21 protein-coding genes and 2 pseudogenes are annotated in these 25066 nt (G+C 73.7%); 11 read left to right on the forward strand and 12 right to left on the reverse strand.

The window, feature by feature from the left end:
* Positions 1 to 3 precede the first annotated feature (3 nt).
* Positions 4 to 234 carry a DUF6011 domain-containing protein gene (locus OG408_RS05335; RefSeq protein ID WP_405402011.1) on the reverse strand — a complete coding sequence of 77 codons (231 nt, stop codon included), beginning with the start codon at positions 232 to 234 and terminating at the stop codon, positions 4 to 6.
* Positions 235 to 523: 289 nt separating this feature from the next.
* Between OG408_RS05335 and OG408_RS05340 the strand changes: the two genes are divergently transcribed.
* A complete protein-coding gene (locus OG408_RS05340) occupies positions 524 to 2299 on the forward strand; it encodes a cation:proton antiporter (RefSeq protein WP_285566881.1) in 1776 nt (591 codons plus the stop codon).
* A gap of 36 nt (positions 2300 to 2335) precedes the next feature.
* Here the strand turns inward: OG408_RS05340 and OG408_RS40135 are convergent.
* Positions 2336 to 2767, reverse strand: a pseudogene (locus OG408_RS40135) (glycoside hydrolase family 15 protein); the annotation flags it as partial.
* Between the two features lie 112 nt (positions 2768 to 2879).
* Positions 2880 to 3299 (reverse strand): annotated as a pseudogene (locus OG408_RS40140) (trehalase-like domain-containing protein); the annotation flags it as partial.
* Here OG408_RS40140 and OG408_RS05350 point away from each other — a divergent pair.
* The gene (locus OG408_RS05350; protein WP_266775960.1) at positions 3286 to 4722 is read left to right on the forward strand and encodes a DUF2252 domain-containing protein; all 1437 of its coding nucleotides are present in this window, start codon (positions 3286 to 3288) and stop codon (positions 4720 to 4722) included. The pseudogene OG408_RS40140 and the gene OG408_RS05350 sit on opposite strands and share 14 nt — an antisense overlap.
* Before the next feature lie 142 nt (positions 4723 to 4864).
* Positions 4865 to 6205: a chloride channel protein gene (locus OG408_RS05355; RefSeq protein ID WP_285566884.1), complete on the forward strand. Its 1341-nt coding sequence runs from the start codon at positions 4865 to 4867 to the stop codon at positions 6203 to 6205.
* Between the two features lie 35 nt (positions 6206 to 6240).
* Here OG408_RS05355 and OG408_RS05360 read toward each other — a convergent pair whose 3' ends face one another.
* Entirely contained in the window at positions 6241 to 6675 is a 435-nt protein-coding gene (locus OG408_RS05360) for a DUF7144 family membrane protein (protein WP_266775964.1), read from the reverse strand.
* A gap of 162 nt (positions 6676 to 6837) precedes the next feature.
* Between OG408_RS05360 and OG408_RS05365 the strand changes: the two genes are divergently transcribed.
* Positions 6838 to 7419, forward strand: a complete 582-nt coding sequence (locus tag OG408_RS05365) for a helix-turn-helix domain-containing protein (RefSeq protein ID WP_285566886.1) — start codon at positions 6838 to 6840, stop codon at positions 7417 to 7419.
* A gap of 13 nt (positions 7420 to 7432) precedes the next feature.
* Positions 7433 to 7999 (forward strand): GNAT family N-acetyltransferase, encoded by a 567-nt coding sequence (locus OG408_RS05370; protein ID WP_266775968.1) that lies wholly within the window; start codon positions 7433 to 7435, stop codon positions 7997 to 7999.
* Here the strand turns inward: OG408_RS05370 and OG408_RS05375 are convergent.
* The 3 genes from OG408_RS05375 to OG408_RS05385 form a co-directional block, all read right to left on the reverse strand.
* A complete protein-coding gene (locus OG408_RS05375; protein WP_266775970.1) occupies positions 7969 to 9216 on the reverse strand; it encodes a metal-dependent hydrolase family protein in 1248 nt (415 codons plus the stop codon). The genes OG408_RS05370 and OG408_RS05375 overlap by 31 nt on opposite strands.
* Positions 9217 to 9263: 47 nt before the next feature.
* Positions 9264 to 10694 carry an MFS transporter gene (locus OG408_RS05380; RefSeq protein WP_285566891.1) on the reverse strand — a complete coding sequence of 477 codons (1431 nt, stop codon included), beginning with the start codon at positions 10692 to 10694 and terminating at the stop codon, positions 9264 to 9266.
* A gap of 91 nt (positions 10695 to 10785) precedes the next feature.
* The gene (locus OG408_RS05385) at positions 10786 to 12327 is read right to left on the reverse strand and encodes an amidase (RefSeq protein ID WP_285566893.1); all 1542 of its coding nucleotides are present in this window, start codon (positions 12325 to 12327) and stop codon (positions 10786 to 10788) included.
* A gap of 150 nt (positions 12328 to 12477) precedes the next feature.
* On the opposite strand from OG408_RS05385, the gene OG408_RS05390 reads away from it, so the two are divergent.
* Together OG408_RS05390 and OG408_RS05395 are read left to right on the forward strand one after the other, a co-directional pair.
* Positions 12478 to 13482 carry an Lrp/AsnC family transcriptional regulator gene (locus OG408_RS05390; protein WP_266775976.1) on the forward strand — a complete coding sequence of 335 codons (1005 nt, stop codon included), beginning with the start codon at positions 12478 to 12480 and terminating at the stop codon, positions 13480 to 13482.
* A gap of 36 nt (positions 13483 to 13518) precedes the next feature.
* Positions 13519 to 14007, forward strand: a complete 489-nt coding sequence (locus OG408_RS05395) for a glutathione peroxidase (protein ID WP_266775978.1) — start codon at positions 13519 to 13521, stop codon at positions 14005 to 14007.
* A 74-nt stretch (positions 14008 to 14081) separates the two neighbouring features.
* Here OG408_RS05395 and OG408_RS05400 read toward each other — a convergent pair whose 3' ends face one another.
* Positions 14082 to 15311 (reverse strand): acyl-CoA dehydrogenase family protein, encoded by a 1230-nt coding sequence (locus tag OG408_RS05400; RefSeq protein WP_266775980.1) that lies wholly within the window; start codon positions 15309 to 15311, stop codon positions 14082 to 14084.
* Positions 15312 to 15483: 172 nt separating this feature from the next.
* Between OG408_RS05400 and OG408_RS05405 the strand changes: the two genes are divergently transcribed.
* Positions 15484 to 16134, forward strand: a complete 651-nt coding sequence (locus OG408_RS05405) for a TetR family transcriptional regulator (protein ID WP_266775982.1) — start codon at positions 15484 to 15486, stop codon at positions 16132 to 16134.
* A gap of 10 nt (positions 16135 to 16144) precedes the next feature.
* Here OG408_RS05405 and def read toward each other — a convergent pair whose 3' ends face one another.
* Complete coding sequence (def, locus tag OG408_RS05410; protein WP_266775984.1) at positions 16145 to 16699, reverse strand: peptide deformylase; 555 nt, start codon at positions 16697 to 16699, stop codon at positions 16145 to 16147.
* A gap of 123 nt (positions 16700 to 16822) precedes the next feature.
* Between def and OG408_RS05415 the strand changes: the two genes are divergently transcribed.
* From OG408_RS05415 to OG408_RS05425, 3 genes are all read left to right on the forward strand, one after another.
* A complete protein-coding gene (locus tag OG408_RS05415; RefSeq protein ID WP_326668541.1) occupies positions 16823 to 17302 on the forward strand; it encodes a YybH family protein in 480 nt (159 codons plus the stop codon).
* Positions 17303 to 17409: 107 nt separating this feature from the next.
* Complete coding sequence (locus OG408_RS05420) at positions 17410 to 19452, forward strand: hydantoinase/oxoprolinase family protein (protein ID WP_326668543.1); 2043 nt, start codon at positions 17410 to 17412, stop codon at positions 19450 to 19452.
* On the forward strand, positions 19452 to 21068 hold the full coding sequence (locus OG408_RS05425) for a hydantoinase B/oxoprolinase family protein (protein ID WP_326668545.1): 1617 nt from the start codon (positions 19452 to 19454) through the stop codon (positions 21066 to 21068). Before OG408_RS05420 ends, OG408_RS05425 begins: the two co-directional genes overlap by 1 nt.
* On the opposite strand, the gene OG408_RS05430 is transcribed toward OG408_RS05425, so the two are convergent.
* Genes OG408_RS05430 through OG408_RS05440 form a run of 3 tightly spaced genes read right to left on the reverse strand, consistent with a single transcriptional unit; the run spans position 21065 to position 25040 of the window.
* Positions 21065 to 22699 carry a helix-turn-helix domain-containing protein gene (locus tag OG408_RS05430; RefSeq protein WP_326668547.1) on the reverse strand — a complete coding sequence of 545 codons (1635 nt, stop codon included), beginning with the start codon at positions 22697 to 22699 and terminating at the stop codon, positions 21065 to 21067. The genes OG408_RS05425 and OG408_RS05430 overlap by 4 nt on opposite strands.
* Entirely contained in the window at positions 22696 to 23760 is a 1065-nt protein-coding gene (locus tag OG408_RS05435) for a DUF917 domain-containing protein (protein ID WP_285566907.1), read from the reverse strand. The genes OG408_RS05430 and OG408_RS05435 overlap by 4 nt, the downstream gene beginning before the upstream one ends.
* On the reverse strand, positions 23757 to 25040 hold the full coding sequence (locus tag OG408_RS05440; RefSeq protein WP_285566908.1) for a hydantoinase/oxoprolinase family protein: 1284 nt from the start codon (positions 25038 to 25040) through the stop codon (positions 23757 to 23759). Before OG408_RS05440 ends, OG408_RS05435 begins: the two co-directional genes overlap by 4 nt.
* Positions 25041 to 25066 lie beyond the last annotated feature (26 nt).

The raw sequence follows: 25066 nt of genomic DNA on the forward strand, positions 1-25066 counted from the left end.
GGGTCAGGTGCCCGGCAGCGGATCCTGGTCGACCTCGTGACGGCGGGTACGGATGTCGGGCGGCGCCGGGTGCAGTTTGGCGTCGCACGACGGGCCGAGTCCCGTCCTGCGTGAGGCCGTGCCGGTGAGCGGGCGACCGCACAGGCGGCAGCGCACGACGCGGTGCCCGGTGGCCGCGGTGGTGCCGGGCAGTTGCCCGGTGTCGGTGCCGGGGACGGGTTCTGGGGACTCCACGCGTCGATCATCCCAGGTGGCGTCGTGGCACGCCCGTGGGGCCGGTCCGCGGCCGGTGGCGGCCCTCACGACGGAGGAGCCGGCCGGTCGGGCGCCACGTGCCTCGCTCCTCCCTCGCCCCTCGGTCCGTTAGCCCATTGGACGGACAGCGCGGCCCGTCGGCCCCGGCGGGCGCGCGCCTGACCGCCGCCGCCGTGCGCCGCCGCGGAAGGTGGTCGCGCGCGGTGCTCCGCGGGCGGCGAGACCGCGGCCCCGGCACCGGAGGGACGTCGGCGAAGGAGGCACGGTCATGACGGCCGATCAGGTGCTCACGGGGCTGGGGCTGATCGTGGTGCTCGCGGTCGGCTCACAACTGCTGGCGAGCCGGCTGCGCGTCCCGGCGCTGCTCGTGCTGCTGCCGGTGGGGTTCACCGCCGGGGCGATCACCGACACCGTCAACCCCGAACGGCTGCTGGGCGCCGCCTTCTCCCCACTGGTGTCCCTGGCGGTGGCGGTGATCCTCTACGACGCCGGTCTGGGCCTGGAGCTCAGACGGCTCACGGGGCACACGCGCCGTGTAGTGGTCCGGCTGCTCTGGCTGGGGGCCCTCCTCACCCTGGTGTCCGCCGCCCTGTTCGCCGTACCGGTGCTGGACATGTCGATGCCGGCGGCGGTGATGCTCGCCGCCATCCTCGTCGTCTCCGGGCCGACCGTGGTCGGGCCGCTGCTCAACTTCGTCCGGCCCACCGAGCGGCTGCAGCGCGTCCTCGTCTGGGAGGGCTCACTGATCGATCCGGTGGGCGGCATCCTGGGGGCGCTCGTCTTCCATGGCGTCGTCGCCGGCGGCCGACACGGGTTCGGCAGCCAGCTGGCGGGCTTCATGATCAGTGCGGCCGTCGGGCTGGCCGGGGGCGTCGCCGGGGCGGTGCTGCTGTGGCTGGTGCTGAGCCGGATGCGGCTGAGCGAGGAACTGGCGACCTCGGTGCAGATCGCCGCCGTGATCGGGGCGGCGGCGGCCTGTGACGCGCTCCGCGACGACACGGGACTGATCTCGGCGGTCGTCATGGGGATGGCCATGGCCAATCTGCCGGGCCTGGACATCCCGGCCCGGCGGCCGTTCCTCGAGACGCTGGTCTCCCTGACGATCGGTCTGCTGTTCATCTCCATCTCGGCCACGGTCACCCCGGCGTCGCTGCGGCACGTGGTGCTGCCGTCGCTCGCCCTGGTCGCGCTGCTCGTCCTGGTGACCAGACCGCTGGTCGCCCACCTCGCTGCCCTTCGCACCGATGTGCCGCGCGGGGAACGGTGGTTCATCGGCTGGATGGCCCCGCGCGGCATCGTGGCCGCCGCCACGGCCTCCACGTTCTCGGCCGAGCTGGTCGCGCAGGGGATCGCGGGCGCCGAACGCATCCTGCCCGCCACCTTCGTCGTGATCGTCGCCACGGTCACGCTGTACGGCCTGACGGCGTACCCGGTGGCCAAGCGGCTCGGGGTGCTGCGCCCCGCGCGGTCCCGGCCGCTGCTCGTGGGCGGCGCCCCGTGGGCGGTCGACCTGGCGTGCGCGCTGCGTTCGGCGGGGCTTGACGTCCTGATGTGGGCCGGCGCGGACCGGGAGCGGGCACGGATCGAGGCGGCCGGGCTGAAGCTGGCCCCCGGTGAGCTGCTCGCCTCGGCGACCGGCGCCGGCGCGGAACTGGAGGGCATCACCGGGGTGCTGCTGCTCACGGACGAGGACGATTTCAACGCCCTCGCGTCGATGACGCTCCGCGAGAGCGTCGAGGGCCCGGTCCACCGGCTCCCGGCGCCCACGGCAGGCCACGGGGTGGTGGCGCCCTACACGGGCGGGGAGTCGCTGTTCGGCGGCGGGCTCAACGGTCCTGAGCTGTCCCGGAGGTTCGGGGCGGGTGCCCGTGTGGTGGCCCGGCCGGCCGGGCCGGATCTCCCGGCGGGCGAAGCGCTGCTGTTCGTGGTGGGGCCGGACGGCCGGCTGACACCGGTCACGGACACCGGGACGCCCACTCCCGCGAAGGGGGACACCGTCATCGTGCTGAGCCCGGCCCCGGCCGCGGGAGCGGCCGTCGGCTGACCCGCGGTGTGCGTCCCGGGCCGGCGTCGCGCCGCTTCAGCCGCGCCGGGTGTCCAGCGCCTCGTCGAGGGTGCGCGCCGCGGTGATGAGCGAGAGATGGGTGAACGCCTGCGGGAAGTTGCCCAGTTGCTCGCCGCTGGGGCCGATCTCCTCGGCGAAGAGACCGACGTGGTTGGCGTAGGTGAGCATCTTCTCGAAGGTGTAGCGGGCCAGCCGCAGCCGTCCGGCGCGGGCCAGGGCGTCCACGTACAGGAAGGTGCAGAGGCTGAACGTGCCCTCCGCACCGCGCAGTCCGTCCGGTGAGGCGGCCGGGTCGTAGCGGTGGACGAGGCTGTCGGAGACGAGCGTGCGGTCCATGGCGTCCAGGGTGGAGAGCCAGCTGGGGTCCCTCGGGGCCAGGAAACCGACCCGGGGCATCAGGAGGAGCGAGGCGTCGAGGACCGCGCTCCCGTACTGCTGGACGTAGGACGCTTCCCCGCACGGCGCGCACGGCCCGCACCAGGGTGTGCCGGTCGGTCGGTGCCCCGGTGAGCGAGGGGACCATCCGGTCGAGGACCTCGCCGACCCCGTCCGGTGACATGAACCGGGTGACCAGCACGGCGGTGTCCGGGTAGTAGAGCTGCCGGCAGGAGTGGCCGGGGCCGTCGGGCGACAGCCGGAAGAAGCCGCCCCGGTCGTGGTCGAGCAGGGCGGCGAAGACGCTGGGTGAATCGAACCTCGGCGCGGCCGGCCAGTCGACGACACCCTGGGCGGAGATCAGCGCGACGGTCTGCAGGTCTCCCACGAGACCGTGGTCGGCTATGGGCGGGTACCGGTCCATGCGTGTCCAATCCCAGGCAGGTCCTGCACCACCCACTATCCGCCGGAGTCGGTCCCGGCGCCCGGCCGCCCGTCTGCTGGTGCCGGAACGCTGCCGACCGGCGATGATCGGGAGGAGCCGGGCAGCGTCGTCCTTTCGTGCCCGCACGGTGGTCAGGAGGGTCCCGATGCCGCAGGACATCAGCCCGGTACGGTACGGCGGCGAGTTCCCCACGCCCGACGAGCGGGCGGCGCGCGGCAAGGCGGCCCGCCGTGCGGTGCCGCGCTCCAGCCACGCCGTGTTCGAGCCGCCGGCGGGCCGGCCCGACCCGCTGGACGTCCTGGAGGCACAGTCGGCGGAAAGGGTGCCCGAACTCGTCCCGATCCGTTACGGGCGCATGGCCGAGTCGCCGTTCCGCTTCTACCGGGGCGCGGCCGCGATCATGGCCGCCGATCTGGCGGCCACCCCGGTCTCCGGGATCAGGGCCCAGCTGTGCGGGGACGCCCACCTGCTGAACTTCCGGCTGCTGGCATCGCCGGAGCGGCAGTTGCTCTTCGACATCAACGACTTCGACGAGACGCTGCCGGGGCCCTGGGAGTGGGACGTCAAGCGGCTGGCCGCCAGCCTCGTCATCGCGGGCCGGGCCAACGGCTTCAGCGACCGGGAGCGCGCCGCCGTCGTGCTGGCCACGGTCAGGTCGTACCGCGAGTGGATGATCAGGTTCGCCGGCATGCGCCATCTCGACGTCTGGTACGCGCGTACGGACGCCGAGCGGCTGCGGACCGTCGCGACGGAGCAGTTGCGCAAGCGCGGGCGCAAGCAGGTGGCCCGTGCCATGGCCAAGGCCCGGACCCGGGACAGCCTGCAGGCCTTCGGCAGACTCACCGAGGTGGTCGACGGACGGCGGCGGATCGCCGCGGACCCGCCCCTGCTCGTCCCGGTCGCCGATCTGATGCCCGAGGTGGAGCGCCGGGCCTTCGAGGAGCAGTTCCGGCGGCTGATCGACGGCTACGCCCGCAGTCTGGCCTCCGACCGGCGCACGCTGCTGTCGGGATTCCGCCTCGTCGACGTGGCGCGCAAGGTGGTCGGTGTGGGCAGCGTCGGAACCCGGTGCTGGATCATCCTGCTGCTCGGCCGGGACAGCGGGGACCCGCTCTTCCTGCAGGCCAAGGAGGCCGGTCCCTCGGTGCTCGCCCCGTATGCCGGTGCGGGCCCCTACCGCAACCAGGGCAGCCGGGTGGTCGCGGGCCAGCGGCTGATGCAGGCGGCGAGCGACATCTTCCTGGGCTGGGAGCGGGTGGACGGCTTCGACGGCCGGCCCCGGGACTTCTACGTCCGGCAGTTGCGCGACTGGAAGGGCATCGCCCAGCCGGAGCTGATGGTTCCGCGGGGGCTCGGTGTCTTCGGCGAGGTCTGCGGTGCCACTCTGGCACGGGCCCACGCCCGCTCCGGCGACCGGATCGCGATCGCGTCGTATCTGGGCCGCGGCGAGGTGTTCGACCGTGCGCTCCAGCAGTTCGCGGAGGCGTACGCCGACCGGAACGAGCGCGACCATCAGGCCCTGGTCGACGCGGTGCGGTCCGGCCGGCTGCCCTCGGCCGAGCCGGCCGGCGACGGATCCTGATCCGCGCCGCACGCCGGCCGACGGCGTCACGCCCGCCCGGTGCGGACATACCCGCCCACGTCGCCACATCGTGGTATCACCGTGGAGACGCTCCCGGCCCGGGGCGTTCACGGGGATCCGCGATGCCTAGGAGACAACGAGCATGCCGGACAAGTCCTCCGGAGCGCCCGCCGCCGGGCCGCCCGATCCCGTCGCCCTGATCCGCACCCGCGGCTACACGGTCCTGCTGGTGATGGTGGCGATCATCGGCGTGCCGGTCTCGGCGGCGGCGTTCGGCTTCCTCGCGCTCGTCTCCGAACTGCAGTCGCTGACGTACCACGATCTGCCCGAGGCCCTGGGCTTCGACGGCACCCCCTCGTGGTGGCCCGTGCCGCTGCTCGCGGTGGCCGGTCTCCTGACCGGGCCGGCCGTGCGCTTCCTGCCGGGAACCGGCGGGCACAAGCCCGCCGAGGGGCTGGTGAGCACCGGCGCCCCGACGGCCGCGCAGCTGCCCGGCATCGCGCTGGCGGCGCTCGCTTCCCTCGGCCTCGGCGCCGTGCTCGGCCCCGAGGCTCCGCTCATCGCGCTGGGCGGGGGCCTGGCGGTGTACGCGGCGCGGCTGGTCAAGCCGGACCTGGATCCGGGAGCCGGCGCCGTGGTGGGGGCGGCGGGCAGTTTCGCCGCGGTCAGCGCCCTGCTGGGCTCGCCGCTGCTCGGTGCGTTCCTGCTCATGGAGGCCTCGGGGCTGGCCGGGATGATGCTCGGGGTGGCGCTCGTGCCAGGGCTTCTCGCGGCGGGGATCGGCGCGCTGATCTTCACCGGGCTCGGCTCCTGGACGGGCCTGGGGACGTACTCGCTGGCGCTGCACGAGGTGCCGCACGCCGACGGCCCCACCGTCGCCGAGTTCGGCTGGGCCGTCGCCCTCGGGCTGGGTGCCGCCCTCGCGGGCGCGGCGATCCACCGGCTCTCGCTGCTCCTCCAGCCGCGGGTGGAGCGGCGGACGGTGGTGGCCACCGCCGTGATGGGGGTGGTGGTCGGGGTGGCGGCGCTCGTGTACGCGGAGGGCACCGGCAAGTCGGGCTCGGAGGTGCTGTACTCGGGCGAGCACGCCCTCGGCCCGCTCCTCTCCGACAGCGCGCAGTACTCGGTGGGAGCCCTGCTGGTGCTCATCGCGTGCAAGTCGCTGGCCTACTGCGCCTCGTTGAGCGCCTTCCGGGGCGGGCCGGTCTTCCCTGCGATGTTCGTGGGCGCGGCCGGCGGACTGGCGCTCGCCCACCTGCCCGGGCTGAACCCGACCTCCGGTTTCGCCATGGGCATCGGGGCGATGTGCGTGGCCATGCTGAAGCTGCCGATGACGTCGGTGCTGCTGGCCACGTTGCTGCTGGGGTCCGAGGGGCTCACGGTGATGCCGCTCGTGATCGTGTCGGTGGTCGTCTCCTACGTCGTCACGCTGCGGATCACTCCCCCGCCCGCGGCGTTCGCGGCGGAGCCGGCCGGGCGGTGAACCGCCCCGCCCCACTCGGGCGGGGCGGCCTCACGTCAGACCCGTTCCCTCTGTTCGGGTGCCGCGCAGAGCGCCCAGATGATGAAGACGTCCAGGGCGATGAGCACGATGGACCACAGCGGATAGTGGGGCAGCCACAGGAAGTTGGCGAGCGCCCCGAGTCCGGCGAGGACGATGCCCACGGCGCGCGCCCAGGCGGCCCCGGTGAACAGGGCGCAGCCGGCCAGCACGATGACGATGCCGAGAACGAGGTGGATCCAGCCCCAGCCCGTCAGGTTGAACTGGAACACGTAGTCGCGGGTGGTGACGAAGACGTCGTCCTTGGCGATGGCGGCGATCCCCTGGAAGACCGCCATGGCCCCGCCGAAGATCATCAGGATCGCCGCGAAGGCGGTCCAGCCCGTCCGGAACGGGCTGGAGGGCGCCGCGGTGTCGCGGGGCGCTCTCGGTTCTCCACTGGTACTGGCCATGCCGGCCTCCTCGGGTAGCGGAACCACCCGGCGGTACGCGAAGTGCCCCGTCCGGGCCTCCCCCGTCCAAGCGTGGCACGGCGGGGCGCGACCGGCAGCACAGGAGCGGCGGCCTCCGGCCCCTGCACCGATTCCTCTCCGAATGGGGATAGAATCTCTGATGTGAGAGAAGCAGACGGGAGCGGGATCTCGTCCGTCGAGGCCGGGCTCGCGGCACGCCTCGGTGAACTGCGCGTCGAGCGCGGCTGGTCGCTGGACGAGCTGGCCCGGCGCAGCGGGCTGAGCCGCTCCACGCTCTCCCGGCTGGAGCGCGGCGAGCTGAGCCCGACCGCCGCCCAGCTCGGGCGGCTGTGCACCGTCCACGAGCGGACCATGTCCCGGCTGCTGCTGGAGGTGGAGGAGCAGCCGCCGCAGCTCGTCCCCGCCGGGCGTCAGACGGTGTGGCGGGACGAGGCGTCGGGTTTCGTGCGCCGGTCCGTCTCGCCTCCGCATCCCGGCCTGCGCGCGGAGATCGTCGAGGGCGTCCTCGACGCGGGCGCCGTGATCGCGTACGGGAATCCGCCGGTCCCCGGCCTCGAGCAGCACATCTGGGTGCTGGAGGGGACGCTGCACCTCACCGTCGACGCCACCGTGCACACGGCCGGCCCGGGCGACTGCCTGCGGTTCCGGCTGCGCGGTCCGTCCCGCTTCCACTGTCCGGGCCCGGATCGGGTCCGTTACGCACTGATGATCGTCGCACCGTGAAAGGATCCGCCGCATGACCGAGATCGTCCCGGTGACCGGACCCGAACTGGTCACCTACGCCGATGAACTGGCCGCCCTCCTGGTGGAGACGGTCGAGGGCGGGGCGTCCGTGGGCTTCCTGGCGCCGCTCGACCGGGCCGCCGCCGCGTGCTGGTGGCGGGAGCGCGCCGCGTCCGTGGAGGCGGGGCACCACCGGGTGTGGATCGCCCGGGACGGCGAGCGGATCGCGGGGACCATCGGCCTCGTGCCGGCCCCGCTGCCCAACGCCCGCCACCGGGCCGAGGTCGCCAAGCTGATCGTCCGCCCGTCGGCTCAGGGCCGGGGGCTCGGCCGGGCGCTGCTCGACGCGGTGGAGCGTTCGGCGGCCGGGGACGGGCTCACGCTGCTGATCCTGGACACCGAGAGCGGCAGCCAGGCCGAGCGGCTGTACCGCTCGGCCGGCTGGACGGAGTGCGGGTCCGTGCCGGACTACGCCGGTGACCCGGCCGGTGTCCTGAAGCCGACCACCTTCTACTACAAGGCGGTCGGCCGGGACACCGCCGCGTCCGCTCAGGCGGCGAGCCCTTCGACGTCCTTGTAGGCGACGCCGTCCTTCATGACCAGCAGGATGTTCGCGGGGTCGCCGAGGGCCCCGATGTCTTCGAGCGGGTTGCCGCGGGCGATCACGACGTCCGCGCGCTTGCCGGGCTCCAGGGTGCCGATCTCGGCGGCGAGTCCCAGGAGTTCGGCGGCCTCGGCGGTACCGGCGCGCAGGGCGCCCATCGGGGTCATGCCGCACTCCACGAGGTATCCGAGCTCGCGCAGGTTGGTGCCGTGCTCGGCGATGCCGCAGTCGGTGCCCATCGCGATCCGCACCCCGCGCTCGACGGCGCGCGGGATGTGCCGGCGGGCGACGTCCTGCCAGTGCTTCTTCTTCGCGTACGCCCAGGGGGCGGCCTTCGCGGGGTCCGGGTCGGTGTTGGCCGTGGTGAGCGTCGGCACGAGGAAGGTGCCCCGCTCCAGCATCAGGCCGATGGCCTCGTCGTCGATCTCGTAGCCGTGCTCGACGCTGGCGACACCGCCCCGCACCGCGTTGAGGATTCCGCCCCTGCCCTGGGCGTGGGCGGCGACCTTCTTGCCCCGGTGTCCGGCGGCGATCTCCGTGATCGTACGGATCTCGTCCTCCAGGAACCCGTCGTCGTCGGGCTGGTCGGTCGGGCTCCACACCCCGCCGGTCGCCGCGATCTTGACGCAGTCGGCGCCCCGGCGCAGCACGTCGCGGACCGCCCTGCGGCATTCGGCGGGGCCGTCGGCCAGCCGCCCCATGGCGTTGTTGTTGGGGCGGTCGTCGTTGCCGGACCGGAAGTCGCCGTGCCCGCCGGTCGGGCTGAGCATGGCGACCGCGACCTGGAGACGGGGGCCGACGAGCAGACCGGACTCGACGGCGCGCCGGTGTCCGGCGTCGGCGCCGCCGAGGTCGCGTGCGGTGGTGACACCGGCTTCGAGGGTCTGCTTCATCCGGGGCCCGGCGAGGAAGGTGAGCAGGCTGTGCGGGAGGGTGGCGATCTCGGCGTGGCTCATGGCCGTTCCCGGGGCGGCCATGTGGACGTGGCAGTCGATGAAGCCGGGGAGTATCGCGTCGCCGTGGACGTCGATGCGCCTCGTCGCGGCCGTGGTGGCGGGGCGGTCCCCGGCCGGGCCCGCCCACACGACGCGGCCGTCCTCGATGAGGACCGCGCCGTCGCGGACCGGTTCGCGCCCGGTGCCGTCGATGAGCAGGCCGTTGTGCAGGAGTACGGAGGTGGTGGGGGCGGGCATGGCGCTGTTCCTTCCCTGGAGAGGGCGCAAGGGGGCTGGGCGGACGTTCAGTTGGCGGCTTTCGCGGGGCGGGCCACGATCGCCGCGGCGACGGCGACGAGGACCGAGACCGCGGCGCAGCACCACCACACGGTGGTGTAGGCGTCGATCGTCGGGATCTCGGTGCCCTTGAAGGTGAGGGCGGTGAGGATGGCCGCGAAGACGGCTCCCGCGACGGAACCGCCCACGGTCTTGGCGGTGTTGTAGATGCCGGTGGCGATGGCGGTGCGCTCGTGGGGGCTGGAGTCGACGATCAGGACGGGCATCGCGCTGAGGGCGAGACCGACGCCCGCGCCGACGACGACGTTGACGACGACGAACTGCCAGGGGTGGTCGTGGGCGGCGATCAGGAACACGTAGCCGATCGCCATGAGGACCCCGCTGAGCGCCAGGGCGCCGCGTCCGCCGATGAGCTTGAAGAGCCGGGAGGCGAACAGCGAGGCGACGAAGGCCATGACGCCGGACGGCAGCATCAGCCAGGCGATCCCGAGGGCGTCGTAGCCGAATCCGTAGCCGACCTTGTCGGCGGGCGAGGAGACGAAGAGCACCAGTGCGGTCTGGGCGCCGAACAGGGCGGTGCCCAGCAGGAAGCTCGCCGCGTAGACGGGGAGCAGGGTGCGCTGCACGGTCAGGCGGATGTCGACGATCGGCTCGGCGACGCGGAGTTCGACCAGGACCCAGACGACGAGGGTGACCGCGGCGACGGCGAACAGGCCGAGGGTGGCCGCGTCGGTCCAGCCCCACTTGGGTCCCTGGGAGATGCCGAGCAGCAGGGTGGCGAGTCCGACGCTGAGGAGTCCGGCGCCGGCCCAGTCGACCCTGCCCTCGGCCCGGGTCTTGGACTCGGGCACCAGGAAGAAGACGACTCCGGCGCACAGGACGGTGGCGGCGGCGGGGATCCAGAGGACTCCGTGCACGGAGGAGATGACCTCGCGGAGCAGTCCGGAGATGACCATGCCGGCGCTGGCGCCGAAGGTCAGCGCCCCGACGAGCATGGCGATGGCGCTGCGGGCGCCCGCGGCGTCCAGCCGGTCGCGGACCAGTCCGATCTCCAGGGGCAGGAGCGCGGCGAGCGGTCCCTGGAGCACCCGGCCGACCAGCAGCACCTCGAAGGAGGGCGCCCAGGCGACGAGCACGGAACCGACGGCGAGACAGAGGACGGCGATGCGCAGCAGCCGCCGGTGGCCGTACATGTCCCCGAGCCTGCCGAACAGCGGTACGGAGACGGCGGCGGCGAGGAGCTGTGCGGCGTTGACCCAGTTGAGGTCGCCCGCGCCGACGTTCAGTACGGTGCCGAGCTCGGGGAGCAGGGTCGGCATCATCCCCTGGATGATGCCGCTGGTCAGCTCGACGAAGACCAGGAATCCGACGACCGCGGCGACGCGGGTGGCGCCGAGGCCGGGCGCGCCGGTGCCCGCGGTGGGCTGGATACGCGACATGGGTTCTCCACTTGGGCACGGCCGCGCGGGGGTGCGCGGCGGGTGGTGGGGCAGGGGACTTCGCAGGTGGGTGACGCGGAGGCGGGCCTGATCAGGGGGTGGGCTGCCGGCCGGCGTCGAGGAGTGAACGGGCCACGGCCCGTACGACGACCAGGTCGGCGGGTCCCGGGGTGATGCCGAGGGCGGCCAGCGCCGCCCCGGTGTCCGGGAATCCGTCGTCCGGGGCGGTTACGGGCGCGGGTGCCGGTCCGGTGCGGTCCGGGTCGTGGAGCGGTGCGGGACGTCGCCCGGGGTCGGGGGCGGCCCGGCGCAGATGCCAGGTGGTGGCGGCCTGGTAGGCCTCGCCCGCGGCGATCAGGGTGTGCTCGCTGCGGGGGCGGCCCGCCAGTTGGAGGGAGAGCGGCAGTCCGGCGGGGTCGGCGCCCATGGGGAGCGCGAGGGCCGGGAAGCCGGTGGGGTTCCAGACGGCGGTGAGGTTGAGTTCCTCGCCGGGTGCGGCCTCCTGCGCGTACGGCCGCGCCGCCGCGGGCCAGGTCGGGGTGGCGACCATGTCGACGCCGTCGGGTCCGTCCATCCGCTCCAGCAGTTGCGCGGTGAGACGTGCGCGGGTGTGCTGGGCGCGGAGGTAGAGGTGGGCCGGGAGGAGTCCGCCCGCGGCGGCCAGCCGGCGAAAGCTCCGGCCGTGCCCGTCCCAGTCGGCTGCGAGCCGTTCACCGTGGGCGGAGAAGGCCTCCGAGAGCATGGTGACGGCGTTGACCGCGAGCAGGCCGCCGAACTCCGGGAGTGCGAACTCCCTTATTTCGGCGCCGAGTTCGGCGAGGGTGCGCAGTGCCTCCGCGAAGGCGTCGCGACAGGGCCCGGTGATGCCGGGTGCGTCCAGCAGTCCGTACGGTACGCCGATGCGCAGCCCTCGCACGCCTTCGGCGGCGGGCCGGGGCCGGCCGGTCATCGCGTCGAGCAGGAGTCCGCAGTCACGGGCGGTGACGGCCATCGGGCCGAGGACGTCCTGCGAGGGGCTGAGCGGGACGCAGCCGTCGACGGGCAGCAGTCCGAAGGTGGTCTTGAGACCGGTGGTCCCGCAGAGCGCGGCGGGCAGCCGGACGCTGCCTGAGGTGTCGCTGCCGAGCGCGCCGAGGAACAGTCCGGCGGCGATGCCCGCGCCGTTGCCGGTGCTCGATCCGCCGGTCCAGCGCTCGGGGTCCCACGGGTTGCGGGGCACCGGGAAGGTGTGGGCGGGGTCCGGGCGGCCCATGGCGTACTCGGCCATGGTGGTCTTGCCGAGGACGACGGCGCCGGCGCCGCGCAACCGGGCGACGGCCGGTGCGTCGAGCCCGCGCCACCAGTGCGGGTCGTGGACGGGGCTCTGGGCGGTGGCCGGGCCCTCGGCGGTGGCGAGGTTGTCCTTCACCGCGAGCGGCAGCCCGTGCAGCGGGCCGCGGTCACCGGCGGGGAGCGAGTCGGCCGCACGGGCGGCGGCAAGCGCCTGCTCCGGGAAGCGGGTCACGTACACGCCGAGGAGCGGGTCGAGCACCTCCGCGTCGGCGAGCGCGGCAGTCACGAGTTCCGCACTGCCGACGGCGCCCGAGCGAAGCGCCGAGGCAGCGTCGGCGAGGGTGGCGAAAGGCTGCTGCACGCTGCACCTCTGAAGGGGGATGTGGCCGGTTCTGATGAAGTAGGGCGATGCTAATCTCCGATCAAGAAACGGCTGGGAATTGCTCTTCCCTGTCGTGAATCATGATCGAATGCAGCTTTTTCCCACACGGTCTCCCGGTACGGATTCTCGATGACTGAAAATCTCCCCTCGCTGAGCGAGCTGGACCTGGCCCTGGTCAACGCCTTGCAGATCAATCCGCGGGCCCCCTGGACCGAGCTGGCGAAGGCCCTGGACATCGACGCGGCGACCGCGGCCCGGCGCTGGGAGCGGCTGCGGTCGGCGGGCCATGCCTGGGTGACGGCGTATCCGTACGGCGCCTCGGGAGCCGGTGCGCTGATCGAGATCGACTGTGCGCCGGGGCAGGCGGGGGCGGTCGCGGAGCTGCTGTCGGCGGACCCGCACGCGGTGACCGTGGAGCATGCGGCGGGCGGCCGCGATCTGCTGGTCACGGCGATGGCCATCGGCTTCGGCGCGCTCTCGCGCTACATCGTGGACCGGCTCGGGACCATCCCCGGCATCATGGCGACCCGGGCGCATCTGATCACCCGCAGTTACACCGAGGGCAGTGTGTGGCGGCTGACGAGCCTCAGCCGTTCCCAGCAGGAGGCACTGGCCGGGTCCCGGCGGTCGGCGCTGGGAGACGCCCCGCATCTGCCCGAGTACGCCGAACTCGTCACCGCGATCGGCGAGAACGGGCGGATGTCCCTCAGCGAGCTCGCCGACCAGCTCGGCATCTCGGTGAACACCGCGAGCCGCCGGCTGAACCGGCTGCTGGAGGCGGGCCGGCTGGTGATCCGCTGCGACCTGGCCCGCTCACTGTCGGGGTCACCGGTCGCCGTGACCTTCTTCGGCACCGTGGCGGCCGAGCATCTGGACTCCACCGCACGGGAGTTGGCCAAGCTTCCGGAGATCAGGCAGTGCCTGGGACTGGCCGGTCCGCAGAATCTCATCGCGACCGTCTGGGTCTCGTCCCTGGTGGACGCCCAGGCCCTGGAGGTACGGCTCGCCGCGACCCTCCCGCACCTGCGGATCGCCGACCGCGCGGTCGCGCTGCGGGCGGTGAAGCTGATGGGCCGGCTGCTGGATCCGGACGGCCGGGCGGTCGGCTTCGTGCCGATGAACCTGTGGGCGTAAGAATGGCGTGGAAGACACCGAAGAGGAGAGACACCCATGACGCTGCACGACATCCCGCTCCACACCCTGACCGGCGAGCCGACCACGCTGGGCGCGTACCGCGGCCGGGCGGTCCTGCTGGTGAACGTCGCCTCCAAGTGCGGACTGACCCCGCAGTACGCCGGTCTTGAGCGGCTCCAGAAGGAGTACGGGGACCGGGGCCTCACCGTGCTCGGCGTGCCGTGCAACCAGTTCGGCGGCCAGGAGCCCGGCAGCTCGGAGGAGATCCAGACGTTCTGCTCGACGACGTACGGCGTGAGCTTCCCGCTGCTGGCGAAGACCGAGGTCAACGGCGCGGGCCGGCACCCGCTCTACGCGGAGCTCACCCAGCTCGCGGACGCGGACGGGGAGGCCGGTGACATCCAGTGGAACTTCGAGAAGTTCCTGATCTCGCCCGCGGGCGAGCCGGTCGCCCGGATCCGTCCCCGCACGGAGCCGGACGCCCCGGAGGTCGTCGCGGCCATCGAGGCCCAGCTCCCCGCCTGAGCATCGGAACGGCTCCGGCCCCCTCCCCTGTCGGTGTGACAGGGGAGGGGGCCGGAGCCGTTCGGGAAGCGGGTTCAGCGGATCGGCATCCCGGACAGGGTGCGGGCGATCACCAGGCGCTGAATCTCGCTCGTGCCCTCGAAGATCGTGTAGATCGCGGCGTCCCGGTGCATCCGCTCCACCGGGTACTCACGGGTGAAGCCGTTGCCGCCGAGGATCTGGACCGCCTGCGCGGTGACCTTCTTGGCGGTCTCGCTCGCGTACAGCTTGGACATGGAGCCCTCGGCGGCCTCGAAGGGCTTGCCGGCGCTCGCCATCCACGAGGCGCGCCAGACGAGCAGCCGGGCCGCGTCGATCCGGGTGCGCATGTCGGCGAGCTGGAAGGCGATGCCCTGGTTGTCGATGATCGGGCGGCCGAACTGGGTCCGGGTCTTCGCGTAGTCCAGCGCGACCTCGTACGCGGCCCGGGCGGTGCCGACCGCCATGGCACCGACGGCCGGGCGGGACGCCTCGAAGGTGGCCATCGCCGCGTTCTTCACGCGCTCGCCGCCACCGGAGGCGGCGCGCTCACGGGCCCGGGCGAGGCGCTGGTCGAGCTTCTCCTTGCCGCCGAGCAGGCAGTGGCCCGGGATGCGCACGTCCTCCAGGACGACCTCGGCGGTGTGCGAGGCGCGGATGCCGTGCTTCTTGAACTTCTGCCCCTGGGAGAGGCCGGGGGTCCCGGGCGGCACGATGAAGGAGGCGTGCCCCTTGGAGCCGAGCTCCGCGTCGACGACCGCGACCACGACGTGGACGTTGGCGATGCCGCCGTTGGTCGCCCAGGTCTTGGTGCCGTTGAGCACCCACTCGTCCTTGGCCTGGTCGTACACAGCGCGGGTGCGCATCGATGCGACGTCGGAGCCGGCGTCCGGCTCGGAGGAGCAGAAGGCGGCGACCTTCACGTCGTTCGCGTCGCCGTACATCTGGGGAATCCAGGTGCCGATCTGCTCCTCGGTGCCGTTCGCGAGGACGCCGACGGCTGCCAGGCCCGTACCGACGATCGACAGCGCGATGCCCGCGTCGCCCCAGAACAGCTCCTCCATCGCCATCGGGATGCCGAGGCCCGTAGGGTCGAAGAACTGCTGCGCGTAGAAGTCGAGGGAGTAGATTCCGACCTTGGCCGCCTCCTGGATGACGGGCCAGGGCGTTTCCTCACGCTCGTCCCACTCCGAAGCGGCCGGACGGATCACATCGGCGGCGAAGCCGTGAAGCCAGTCACGGACCTGCTTCTGGTCGTCGTTGAGATCGAGCGTGAACTCGGCCATGTTCCCCTCCACGTACTGCCGTCAAAAACCCATCGTTACTTGCGGTAACAACAGTCTGTTACCGGCAAGTAGCCTCTGTCAACCGCCCGGGCCTCGATCCGCACCCCGCCGGACAGGGTGTTACGTTGCGCAGGCAGGACGGACAGGCACGGTCAGGGGTGGGAGAAACGACATGGAGACCACACGACAGGCCGAGCGACAGCGGACCGCGGCCGAGCGCCGCCGCCGCGAGTTGCTCGAGGCCGCCGACCGCGTGGTGCTCAGGGACGGCCCCGGGGCCTCGATGAACGCCATCGCGGCCGAGGCGGGCATCACCAAGCCCATTCTCTACCGGCACTTCGGCGACAAGGGCGGCCTCTACCGCGCCCTCGCCAAGCGGCACACCGACGCCCTGCTGAGCGCGCTGCGGGCCGCACTCGACGCCCCCGCGGACCGCCGCGCCCGGGTCGAGGCGACGCTCGACACCTATCTCGCGGCGATCGAGGCCCGGCCGCAGGTCTACCGCTTCCTGATGCACCCCTCCGAGGACGCGGTGCCCTCCCCCGAGCAGGGCTTCGACGTGGGCCGTCATTCGGCCCCGCTGCTGCGCCGCCTCGGCGAGGAACTCGCCATGGTCATCGCGGAACGGGTCGATCTCGGCCCGGACAGCCAGGAGATGGCGCGGATCTGGGGCCACGGCATCGTCGGCATGATGCACGCGGCCGGCGACTGGTGGCTGGGCGAACGCCCTTGCTCGCGCGAGCAGTTGGTCCGCAGCCTGGCCGACCTGCTCTGGGGCAGGCTGGCCGCGGCGGGCGACCGCCCCGGCGGTCCCGGGTTCTGAACGCGGCCGGTCAGCCGGTGCGCCCCCAGGGCGCCCGGCGGGCCGCACGCAGCGCCCGCACCCGGCGCAGCCCGGTCAGCCGGTCGGTGTAGACGGCGCCGTCGAGATGGTCGCACTCGTGCTGGAGGCAGCGGGCGAAGAAGCCGGTCCCCTCGATCCGCACCGGCTCCCCCGCGATGTCCAGCCCCTCCACCACGGCACGGTCGGAACGCGGCGTGCCCGCCTCGATGCCCGGCAGCGAGAGACAGCCCTCGGGGCCGCGCACGACGACATCGTCCGCCTCCACGAGCCTGGGGTTGACCACGTGCCCGAGGTGCCGGACGTCCTCGTCGTCGGGACAGTCGAAGACGAACACCCGCAGCGGAACCCCGACCTGGTTCGCGGCGAGCCCGACGCCCTGCGCCGCGTACATCGTGGCGAACATGTCCTCGACGAGCCGGGCGAGCGAGGGGCCGAAGTCCGTGACGGGCTCGCACGCGGCGTGGAGCACCGGGTCACCGAACAGACTCATGGTCCGTACGAGGCCGGAACTGCCGGGGATGGGGCGGTTTCGCATGCCGGCCATCGTACGTTCCACGCACGGCCCGGCCGCCGTCACCCTTCCCGGGGACGGTGCGGACGGGCGGTTACGGTGTCCTGCGTCAGCGCCGTCCGGCGCCTCCCCCGCGATCCCCGTCGGAGCCTCCGCATGCACCTCTCCACGCCTTCCGGCACCCCGTCCGCCGCCCGCCCCGGCGCCACCCCCGCCGAGGCCGGGGCCATCTGGTCCCTGGTCACGGGGATGTACGACGCGTACGTCGCGGGGGACCGCGCCCGGATCGACGCGTGCCTCGATCCGGCGGCGACCATCTGGGACTCCGCCGGAGGGCCGCTGGTCCAGGGACAGGACGAGCTGGACCGGCTGCGCGCCGAGCGGCCCGCCGCGGGCGACGGGCCCGAGGAGACCGGGCTGTACGCGTACGACCCGGTCGTCGACGTCTTCGGCGACACCGCGCTGCTGCGGCACTGGCTGCGCGTCACCTTCGCCCCGGCGCCGGGCGGCGTCCCGCTGCTTCCCGAGCTGAGCCGCAACACCGCCGTGCTGCGCCGGAGCGCAGGCGGACGCTGGCTGATCGTGCACCTGCACGAGGACGTCCAGCAGGCGGGCGGCGAGCCCGGGACCGTCTGACCATGCGCCGCGCACGGTGCCGCATCCTCATCCGTGCAGTGCGCACACGCCCGCGTCGACGGCCGCCGATAGCGTCCGCTCATCCTTGAGACAAGCCGGGAGGCGGCATGACGTACCGGGTGGCCATGGACATCGGTGGCACGTTCACCGATGTCGTCGCGTACGACGAGACGCGCGGCACCTATCTCGCAGCAAAGGCCCCGACCACGCCGGGCGATCTGGCGGAGGGCGTCTTCGCCTCGCTGGGCAGAGCCGTCGACGATCCGGGCGACATCTCGTTCTTCGTGCACGGCACCACGCAGGGGCTGAACGCCCTGCTGGAGCGCAAGGGCGCCCGCGTCCTGCTGCTCACCTCCGCCGGGATGCGGGACGTCTACCGCATCGCCCGCGGCAACCGTGACCGCATGTTCGACCTGCACTACCGCAAGCCGGCCCCCCTGGTCGGCACGGCGGACACCGCCGAGGCCGGCGGGCGGCTCGACTGGCGCGGCACCGAGCTGGTGCCCCTCGACGAGGAGGCGGTCCGCGCGGCCGCGCGGCGGGCCCGCGCGGGGGGCTTCGCGGCGGTCGCCGTGTCGTTCCTGTTCAGCTATGTCGACCCGGCGCACGAGCTGCGCGCCGGGGAGATCCTCGCCGAGGAGCTGGGCGATGACGTCATGGTCGTCCTCTCGCACCAGGTGGCGCGCGAGTGGCGGGAGTACGAGCGCACGTCGTCGGCCGTGCTGGACGCGTACACCGGCCCGGTCGTACGCCGCTACCTCGGCCGGATCGAGGAACGGTTCGCCGAGCGCGGACTGGCGGTGCCGGTCCAGGTGATGCAGTCGTCGGGCGGCATCGTCAACGCCGCGTACGCCCGCCGCCACCCGCTGCAGACACTGCTGTCGGGGCCGGTCGGCGGCACGATGGGCGGCACCGCGGCGGCCGCGCTGCTGGGGCGGCCCAACGCGATCTGCGTCGACATGGGCGGCACGTCCTTCGACGTGTCACTGGTCCTGGACGGGCGCCCGGACGTCTCCAACGAGGGCTCCGCGGACGGCTTCCCGGTGCTGATGCCCCTGGTGAACCTGCACACCATCGGCGCGGGCGGCGGTTCGCTCGCCTACGCCGAGGCGGGCGGTCTGCGGGTCGGCCCGGAGTCCGCGGGCGCGGTGCCCGGTCCCGCCTGTTACGGCCGCGGTGGCACCCGCGCCACGGTCACCGACGCGAACGCGGTGCTCGGCCGGGTGGACCCGGAGTGGTTCGCGGGCGGCCACATGACGCTCGACGTGGCGGCGGCGCGGAGTGCCGTCGGCGAGCTGGCCGGTGAGCTGGGCCTCGGGCCCATGGAGCTGGCGAGCGGCATCTGCTCGGTGGCCAATGCCAAGATGGCGCAGGCCATCCGTACCCTGACGGTCGAACACGGCCGGGAGCCGCGGGAGTTCGTACTCCTCGCGTTCGGCGGGGCGGGCCCGATGCACGCCGTCGAGATCGCGCGCGAGCTGGGTGTGGAAGAGGTCGTGGTCCCCCGTTTCCCCGGTGCGTTCTCCGCGTGGGGCATGCTCGGCACCGAGGTGCGGCGCGATCTGACCCGCCAGTTCTTCACGCCGGGCGACACGCTCGACGGCGACGCGATGGCCGGTGCGCTCGCGGGCCTGGAGGCCGACGGTCTGACCGCGCTCGGCGAGCAGCAGATCCCGGCGGAGCGGCGCCGCGTCGAGCACGCGGTGGACATGCGCTACGAGGGCCAGGACTACACCCTGACCGTGCCCCTGACCGACGCCGCCGAACCGGCAGCGGAGGGCTTCCTCGAATCGGTCGCCGACCGCTTCGCCGCGCTGCACGAGCGCCGCTACGGGCATGCCACGCCCGGTGCCCCGGTCGAGTTCGTGACGCTGCGCACCACGGCACTGGGCGCGCTGCCGCCGCTGGAGCCCGCCGTGTTCGCACCGGAGACGGGCGGGGCGCCGACGCCTCGCAACAAGTCCGTCCACTTCGACGGCACGGTCCACGACACCCCCGTGCTGCGGCGCGAGCAGCTGTCCGCCGGCACTCATCTGGCAGGTCCCGCGATCATCGTCGAGGCCACCTCCACCACCGTCGTCCCGCCGGACGCGACCGTCACCGTCGACGCGCACGGCTTCCTCGTCATCAAGCTCGGAGGCGCATCCTGATGACCCACGCGACGCATTCGGACGGGTCCGGGATCGACCCGGTCACCACCGAGATCATCCGCTGCGCGCTGCTGCAGGCCGCGGAGGACATGAACACCACCCTGATCCGCTCCTCGTACACGCCCACGATCTACGAGGCCAAGGACTGCGCGGTCGCCCTCATGGACCGCGACCACAACGTCCTGGGCCAGTCGTCCGGGCTGCCGATCTTCCTCGGCAACCTGGAGGAGTGCACCCGGGCCACGGAGCGGATGTACGGGCCCGGCGTCTGGCAGCCCGGTGACGTCTGGGTCCTCAACGACTCCTACATCGGCGGCACCCACCTCAACGACGTCACGGTGTACGCGCCCATCCACGTCGAAGGCGAACTCGTCGGCTTCGCGGCCTCCCGCGCCCACTGGATCGACATGGGCTCCAAGGACCCGGGCGGTTCCATGGACTCGACGACGATCTACCAGGAGGGCCTGCGCATGGGCCCGCTGAAGATCTACGAGGCCGGCGAACCGTGCACGCTCACCCATGACCTGATTGCCCGTCAGGTGCGCTTCCCGCAGCCGACCCTCGGCGACATGCGGGCCCAGGTCGCCTGCGCCCGCACCGGTGCCCGGCGGCTGGCGGAGATCGTGCGGCGCTGGGGCATGGACACCCTGCTCGCCGCCCGCGACGCCATCTTCGAGCAGACGGAGCGGCTGGAGCGCGCCCAGATCGCGGCGATCCCGGACGGGGTGTACGAGGCGACGGGGCACCTCGACAACGACGGGATCGACCTCGGCACCCCGCTGCACGTCACCGTGAAGGTCACCATCGACGGCGACCGCATGACGATGGACGTCACGGACTGCGCCGAGCAGGCGACCGGTCCGGTCAACTGCGGGGCGGCCCAGACGGTCGCCGCCTGCCGGGTCGGCTACAAGCTGCTCGTCAGCGGCGAAGTCCCGCTCAACGGCGGCTCGTTCAAGCCCCTCGACGTGCTGACGCGTCCCGGCACGATGCTCGCGGCGGTCGAACCGGCCGCCTGCCAGTACTACTACTCGCACCTGGGTCTGCTGATCGACCTGGTCGTCAAGGCGCTGGCCCCGGCCGTTCCCGACCGCGCGGCGGCTGCCTCGTACGGCGACTCGATGATCGTGCAGTTCACCGGCCTCGACCCGCGCACCGGCAAGCTGTTCGTCTCCCAGGAGGCGACGGTCGGCGGCTGGGGTGCCTGGGAGAGCGGCGACGGCGAGTCCTGCCTGATCAACAACGTCAACGGTTCGCTCCGCGACATGCCGGTGGAGGTCCTGGAGACGCTGTTCCCGGTCCGGGTCGAGGAGTACGCCGTCCGGTCCGGCTCCGGCGGGCAGGGCCGCACGCGGGGCGGTGACGGGGTGGTCCGTCAGTACCGGTTCACCGCCGACCAGGACCTGTCGCTGTGGTGGGAGCGGTCCGTCACCCCGGCCTGGGGTCTGTTCGGCGGCGAGGAGGGTGCTCCGCCCCGGGTCACGCTCAACCCCGGCCGCGACGACGAGCGTTCCCTGCTCAAGGCCAACGCGCTGCCGGTCCGGGAGGGCGATGTGCTGCGCTGCGAGAGCGGCGGCGGGGGCGGGTTCGGCCCCGTGGGGCACGACACTCCCTAAGGTGTGTCCGCCCCTGATCCGTCTGACAGACCCTGAGGGCTGTCCCGCGATTCCTGGCGGGACAGCCCTTGGTCGCCGCCGAGCAGCACCCGGCAGGCCAGATGGAGGGCGAGCCGCTGCGCCGGGTCGTCCGGGTCGAACCCCAGGGACCTGATGCGGTCCAGGCGCGCGGCCACGGTGTTGCGGTGGACGCCGAGGGCCGTCGCGGCGGGGCTCAGCGCGGCTCCCGTGTCGAGGACGGCGGCGAGGGTGCGCAGCAGGGTGCCGTCGCGGTCCGCTTCGAGGAGCGGGGCGAGGACCGCGGTCGCCGGGCCGCGCAACGCGGCCGCGGGCAGGGCCGCCAGGAGCTGCGCGGTGCCGAGCCGGTCGGCGCGCACCACGCCGCCGGGCGCGCCGGCCGCCGCCACCCCGGCGGCGGCCCGGGCGTCGGCGAGCGCGGCGCCGAGCCCGGGCAGTCCGGCTGCCGCGCCCGCGACGCCTCCGGCCACGGGCACGTACCCGCCGATGTCCGCCAGGGCGGCGCGCAGCCGGCTCTCGGCCCCGGCGACCGGGTCACCGCCGTCCGGGGCCGGGACGGACTGCCAGGCGACCCAGCAGTCGTCGTGCGCGACGAGGGGTCCGCCGGGTCCACGGCCCGCCCACAGCGCGGTGAGCGCGGGCCCCGGGTCCTGTCCCCCGGTCCACGACGCCACCGGCTTCAGCGCGTACGCGACGAACGGGCCCCGCATCGGCCAGCCGAGGCCCGCCGCGAGCGCCCGGGTGTCGGCGGCCGGTTCCGCCGCGAGGAACCGGGTGAGCAGGAGCGTGGCGGTGCGGCCCGAACGTTCTGCGGAGAGGCGGCGGTTGGCCGCCCACGCCGTCAGGGGGGTGACGGCGAGTTCCAGGACGGACGTGACGGTCTTCTCCCAGCCCGCGGCCCGGGACCGGGAACGGGCGTGGAGCGTGACCAGCGCCGTCCCGTCCGGACGGTCGGGGTCGGGAACGGGGAGCGCCACCCGTACGGCCGCGTGCGCCTGTGCCTTGCTTTCCTTCCCATCCTTTCCGTCCTTCCCGTCCTTCCCGTCCTTGCCGGGTGCGGCCGGTTCGCCGAGTGCGGCCGAACGGCCGCCGATGACCGTGCCCGTGGCATCCGTCAGCGCCACGTCGGTGGCCGGCAGGACGGCGTGCAGGGCCGCGAGTACGGGCCCGGCGTGCGGTCCCGCCGCGGCCAGCCGGCGTGCCGCGTGGGCGACGAGCGCGGTGCGGCCGGCCTCGGGCTGGGCGACGGCCGACGCGATGCGCACGGCGGCGTCGAGTGCCGGTTCACGGACGACCAGCAGGGGTACGCCGAGACGCGCCGCGAGTTCCCCCACGGACGCGGCGTGCACGGGTGAGCCCGAGATCACCACACAGGCGGCGGCCTGTTCCCACGCCTTGCGCAGCGCCGTCTCGACGGTCCATCCCGCCTCGGCGATCCGGCCGGTGAGGACGATCGCCGCGTGCGGCTCCAGGCGTTCCAGCGCGTCGAGTTCGTCGACGATGCGGACGTTGCGGATCTCGGAGCGGCGTCCGGCGGTCCCGTGCACGGTGACGTCCGGAAGGGCGCCGTGCTGGACGAGTTCCGCGACGGTCAGGGCCCCGTCGTCGTTCACCACAGGTCCTCCCGGACGCGGTCGAGGGTGTCGGTCGGTCCGCCGGAACGGGCGAGGGCCCGCCCCTGCGGACTCTGCCAGGCCGGGGCGGCGCGCAGGACGACCACGTCGACCCGGGCGCCGGGCGCGGCACGGTCCACGTCGAGGACCCGGCCGTCGCCGGTGAGCATCAGGATCTGGTCGGGCGCGGCCGCGGCGACCGCGCCGTCGGCGAGGGCCAGCAGCACTTCGTTGTGGGCTTCCAGGCGGAAGCGCCGGCGCAGCCCCTCGTCCTCGGTGACGACGACGCTGGTGGGCCGGGACGGCAGCACGCCGGGTGCGGCGGTGCGCGGGACGGGGCCGGCGTGTTCGAGGGCGGTGATGGTGCCCCGGCACAGCGTCCGGGGCTGCCAGGGCGCGTGCCGTCCGGGTCCGGTCAGGGCTCCCGCGGCGGTGGCACGGCTGACGGTCCCGGGGACCATGTGGCGGGCCAGGGTGGCGCCGTCCATGGGGTATCCGGCGACCACGGCCCAGCCGCCGGCGGCCAGGATCATGGGGCGCAGCAGTTCCTCGACGCGCTGCCGGGGCGATTCGACCGCGACGACGTCCCCCGCCGCGGTGCCGACGGCGAGCGGCGCCGCGCTCACTCCGCCGAGGGTGAAGACGGTCTGTTCCAGGAGCGGCAGGACCCGGCCGCAGCCGTCCCCGTCGACCAGCGGCAGTCCGCACACGGCGGCGGTCACGACGGACAACAGGGCGTTCTCGGCTGCCGTGTTGAGCCCCACGACCGCCTCGGCGCGCCGCCCGAGCAGCCGTTCCAGTGCCCGGACCGCGGCCAGGGGCTCTTCGCCGGTGGGGAGTTGCTCGGCCAGGGCCACCGAGGACCCCATGAACGTGACCGTCACACACAGGCCGACCCCGTCGAGTGCGTCCGGCGCGAGCAGGGTGACGGGTCCGCGCGCGGCGATCTCGGCCCTGGCCCAGTCGAGCGCCACGTGGAACGCGGACTCCTCGATGCCGGACGCGAGGATCCTTGACCCGTCGGCGAGCGACTCCAGCGCCTGGAGCCCGAGGGCGGTCACGGCGTCTGCCCGCTCGACGGGAGGCCGGTGGCCCGGATCCGGACGCGGTGCACTCCGGCGGGCAGATAGGAGACCGGGGCGTGTGTCATGCGGTCCACCCGGACGCTGCCCGGTGCCGCGCCGGCCGCCACTGCCCGGGACAGGGCGTGGCCGCACGCCGTGTCGAGGAGCGCCTCCAGTTCGGCGCGGCCGGTGGCGACGACGATCTGCTCGACCTCGACACCGCAGTCGGCGCGGGCGGCGAACAGCGCGGCGTCGTCGCCGGACTCCGCACCGGACGCGGGCGCCGCTCCCCCGGTCCACACCACTTCGGCGTCCGGCAGCCTCTCGCGTTCCCGGTCCGCCAGGGCTGCGGCGGCCGCCGGGTCGAACCCTCCGGAGCCGTACGGGAGGACCGTCGTCCGGGGGCCGCCGAGGTCCATGCGCAGGCCGAAGGGTCCGGGGCCCGGCTCCGCACGCTCCGGTTCGCCGTCGATCACCGGCACGCAGCGCACGGCGTCGGCCGCCGCGTCGAGGACGAGGGCGCGCCGGATTCCGGTCCGCAGGACGGCGCCGCGTGCCGCGGTGCCGGCGGCGGGGGCCGTGGCGATGACGGGGTGGCCGCGGAAGTACTCGGCGCAGACGACACCGCCGTCGTCCCGGGCGAAGTAGAGCGGAGCGGTGATGCCGTGGGCGGCGAGGGCGCGCGTGGTGTCGGCGACGAGGCCGTCGGCCCAGGCCCCGAGCGCGGCGTTGGCCACCGTCGCGTTCTCCCGCTCCCTCAGTCCGGGCGAGCCGATCTCGTGCGAGAGGCACAGCATGGCGCGCGGCAGGAGCTGTGCGACGGCCGCGGCCGCGGCCCGTTCGGGCGCGGGGCGGGCCGGGGCTCCGGCCGCGCAGATCGCGAAGGCCGACACACCCTCGTCGGCGGCGCGGCGGGCGAAGGCGAGGACCGCTTCGCCGTCGAGCGCCGCGAGCGGGGTCCCGGTGACGGACGCGCCGCCCGCCACGCGGCCGGTCAGCCGGACCGGGCCGCGGGCGGGTGCGAGCGCGGGGTGGCTCGGCGGGGCGATGCGCAGCACGGCGACCGGGTTCGCGTCGAAGGGGCGGCGCCCGAGGTCGGTCACGACGGCGACGGAACGCGGCGGCTCGGGCAGCGGCCCCAGGGCGGTGAGCACGGAACGGAGGCAGCCGGCGAGACCGGGCACGCTGTCGACGGCCGCACGGGCCACCGGTGCGCCGTCGGCCCGTGCGGCGACCGCCACGGTCCTCGCGCGCCCCACGTCGATACCGAGTCTCACGTGGCGATCCTCCCATCGCACAGCGG

The sequence above is a fragment of the Streptomyces sp. NBC_01257 genome, from assembly GCF_035917255.1.
GTDB lineage: Bacteria > Actinomycetota > Actinomycetes > Streptomycetales > Streptomycetaceae > Streptomyces.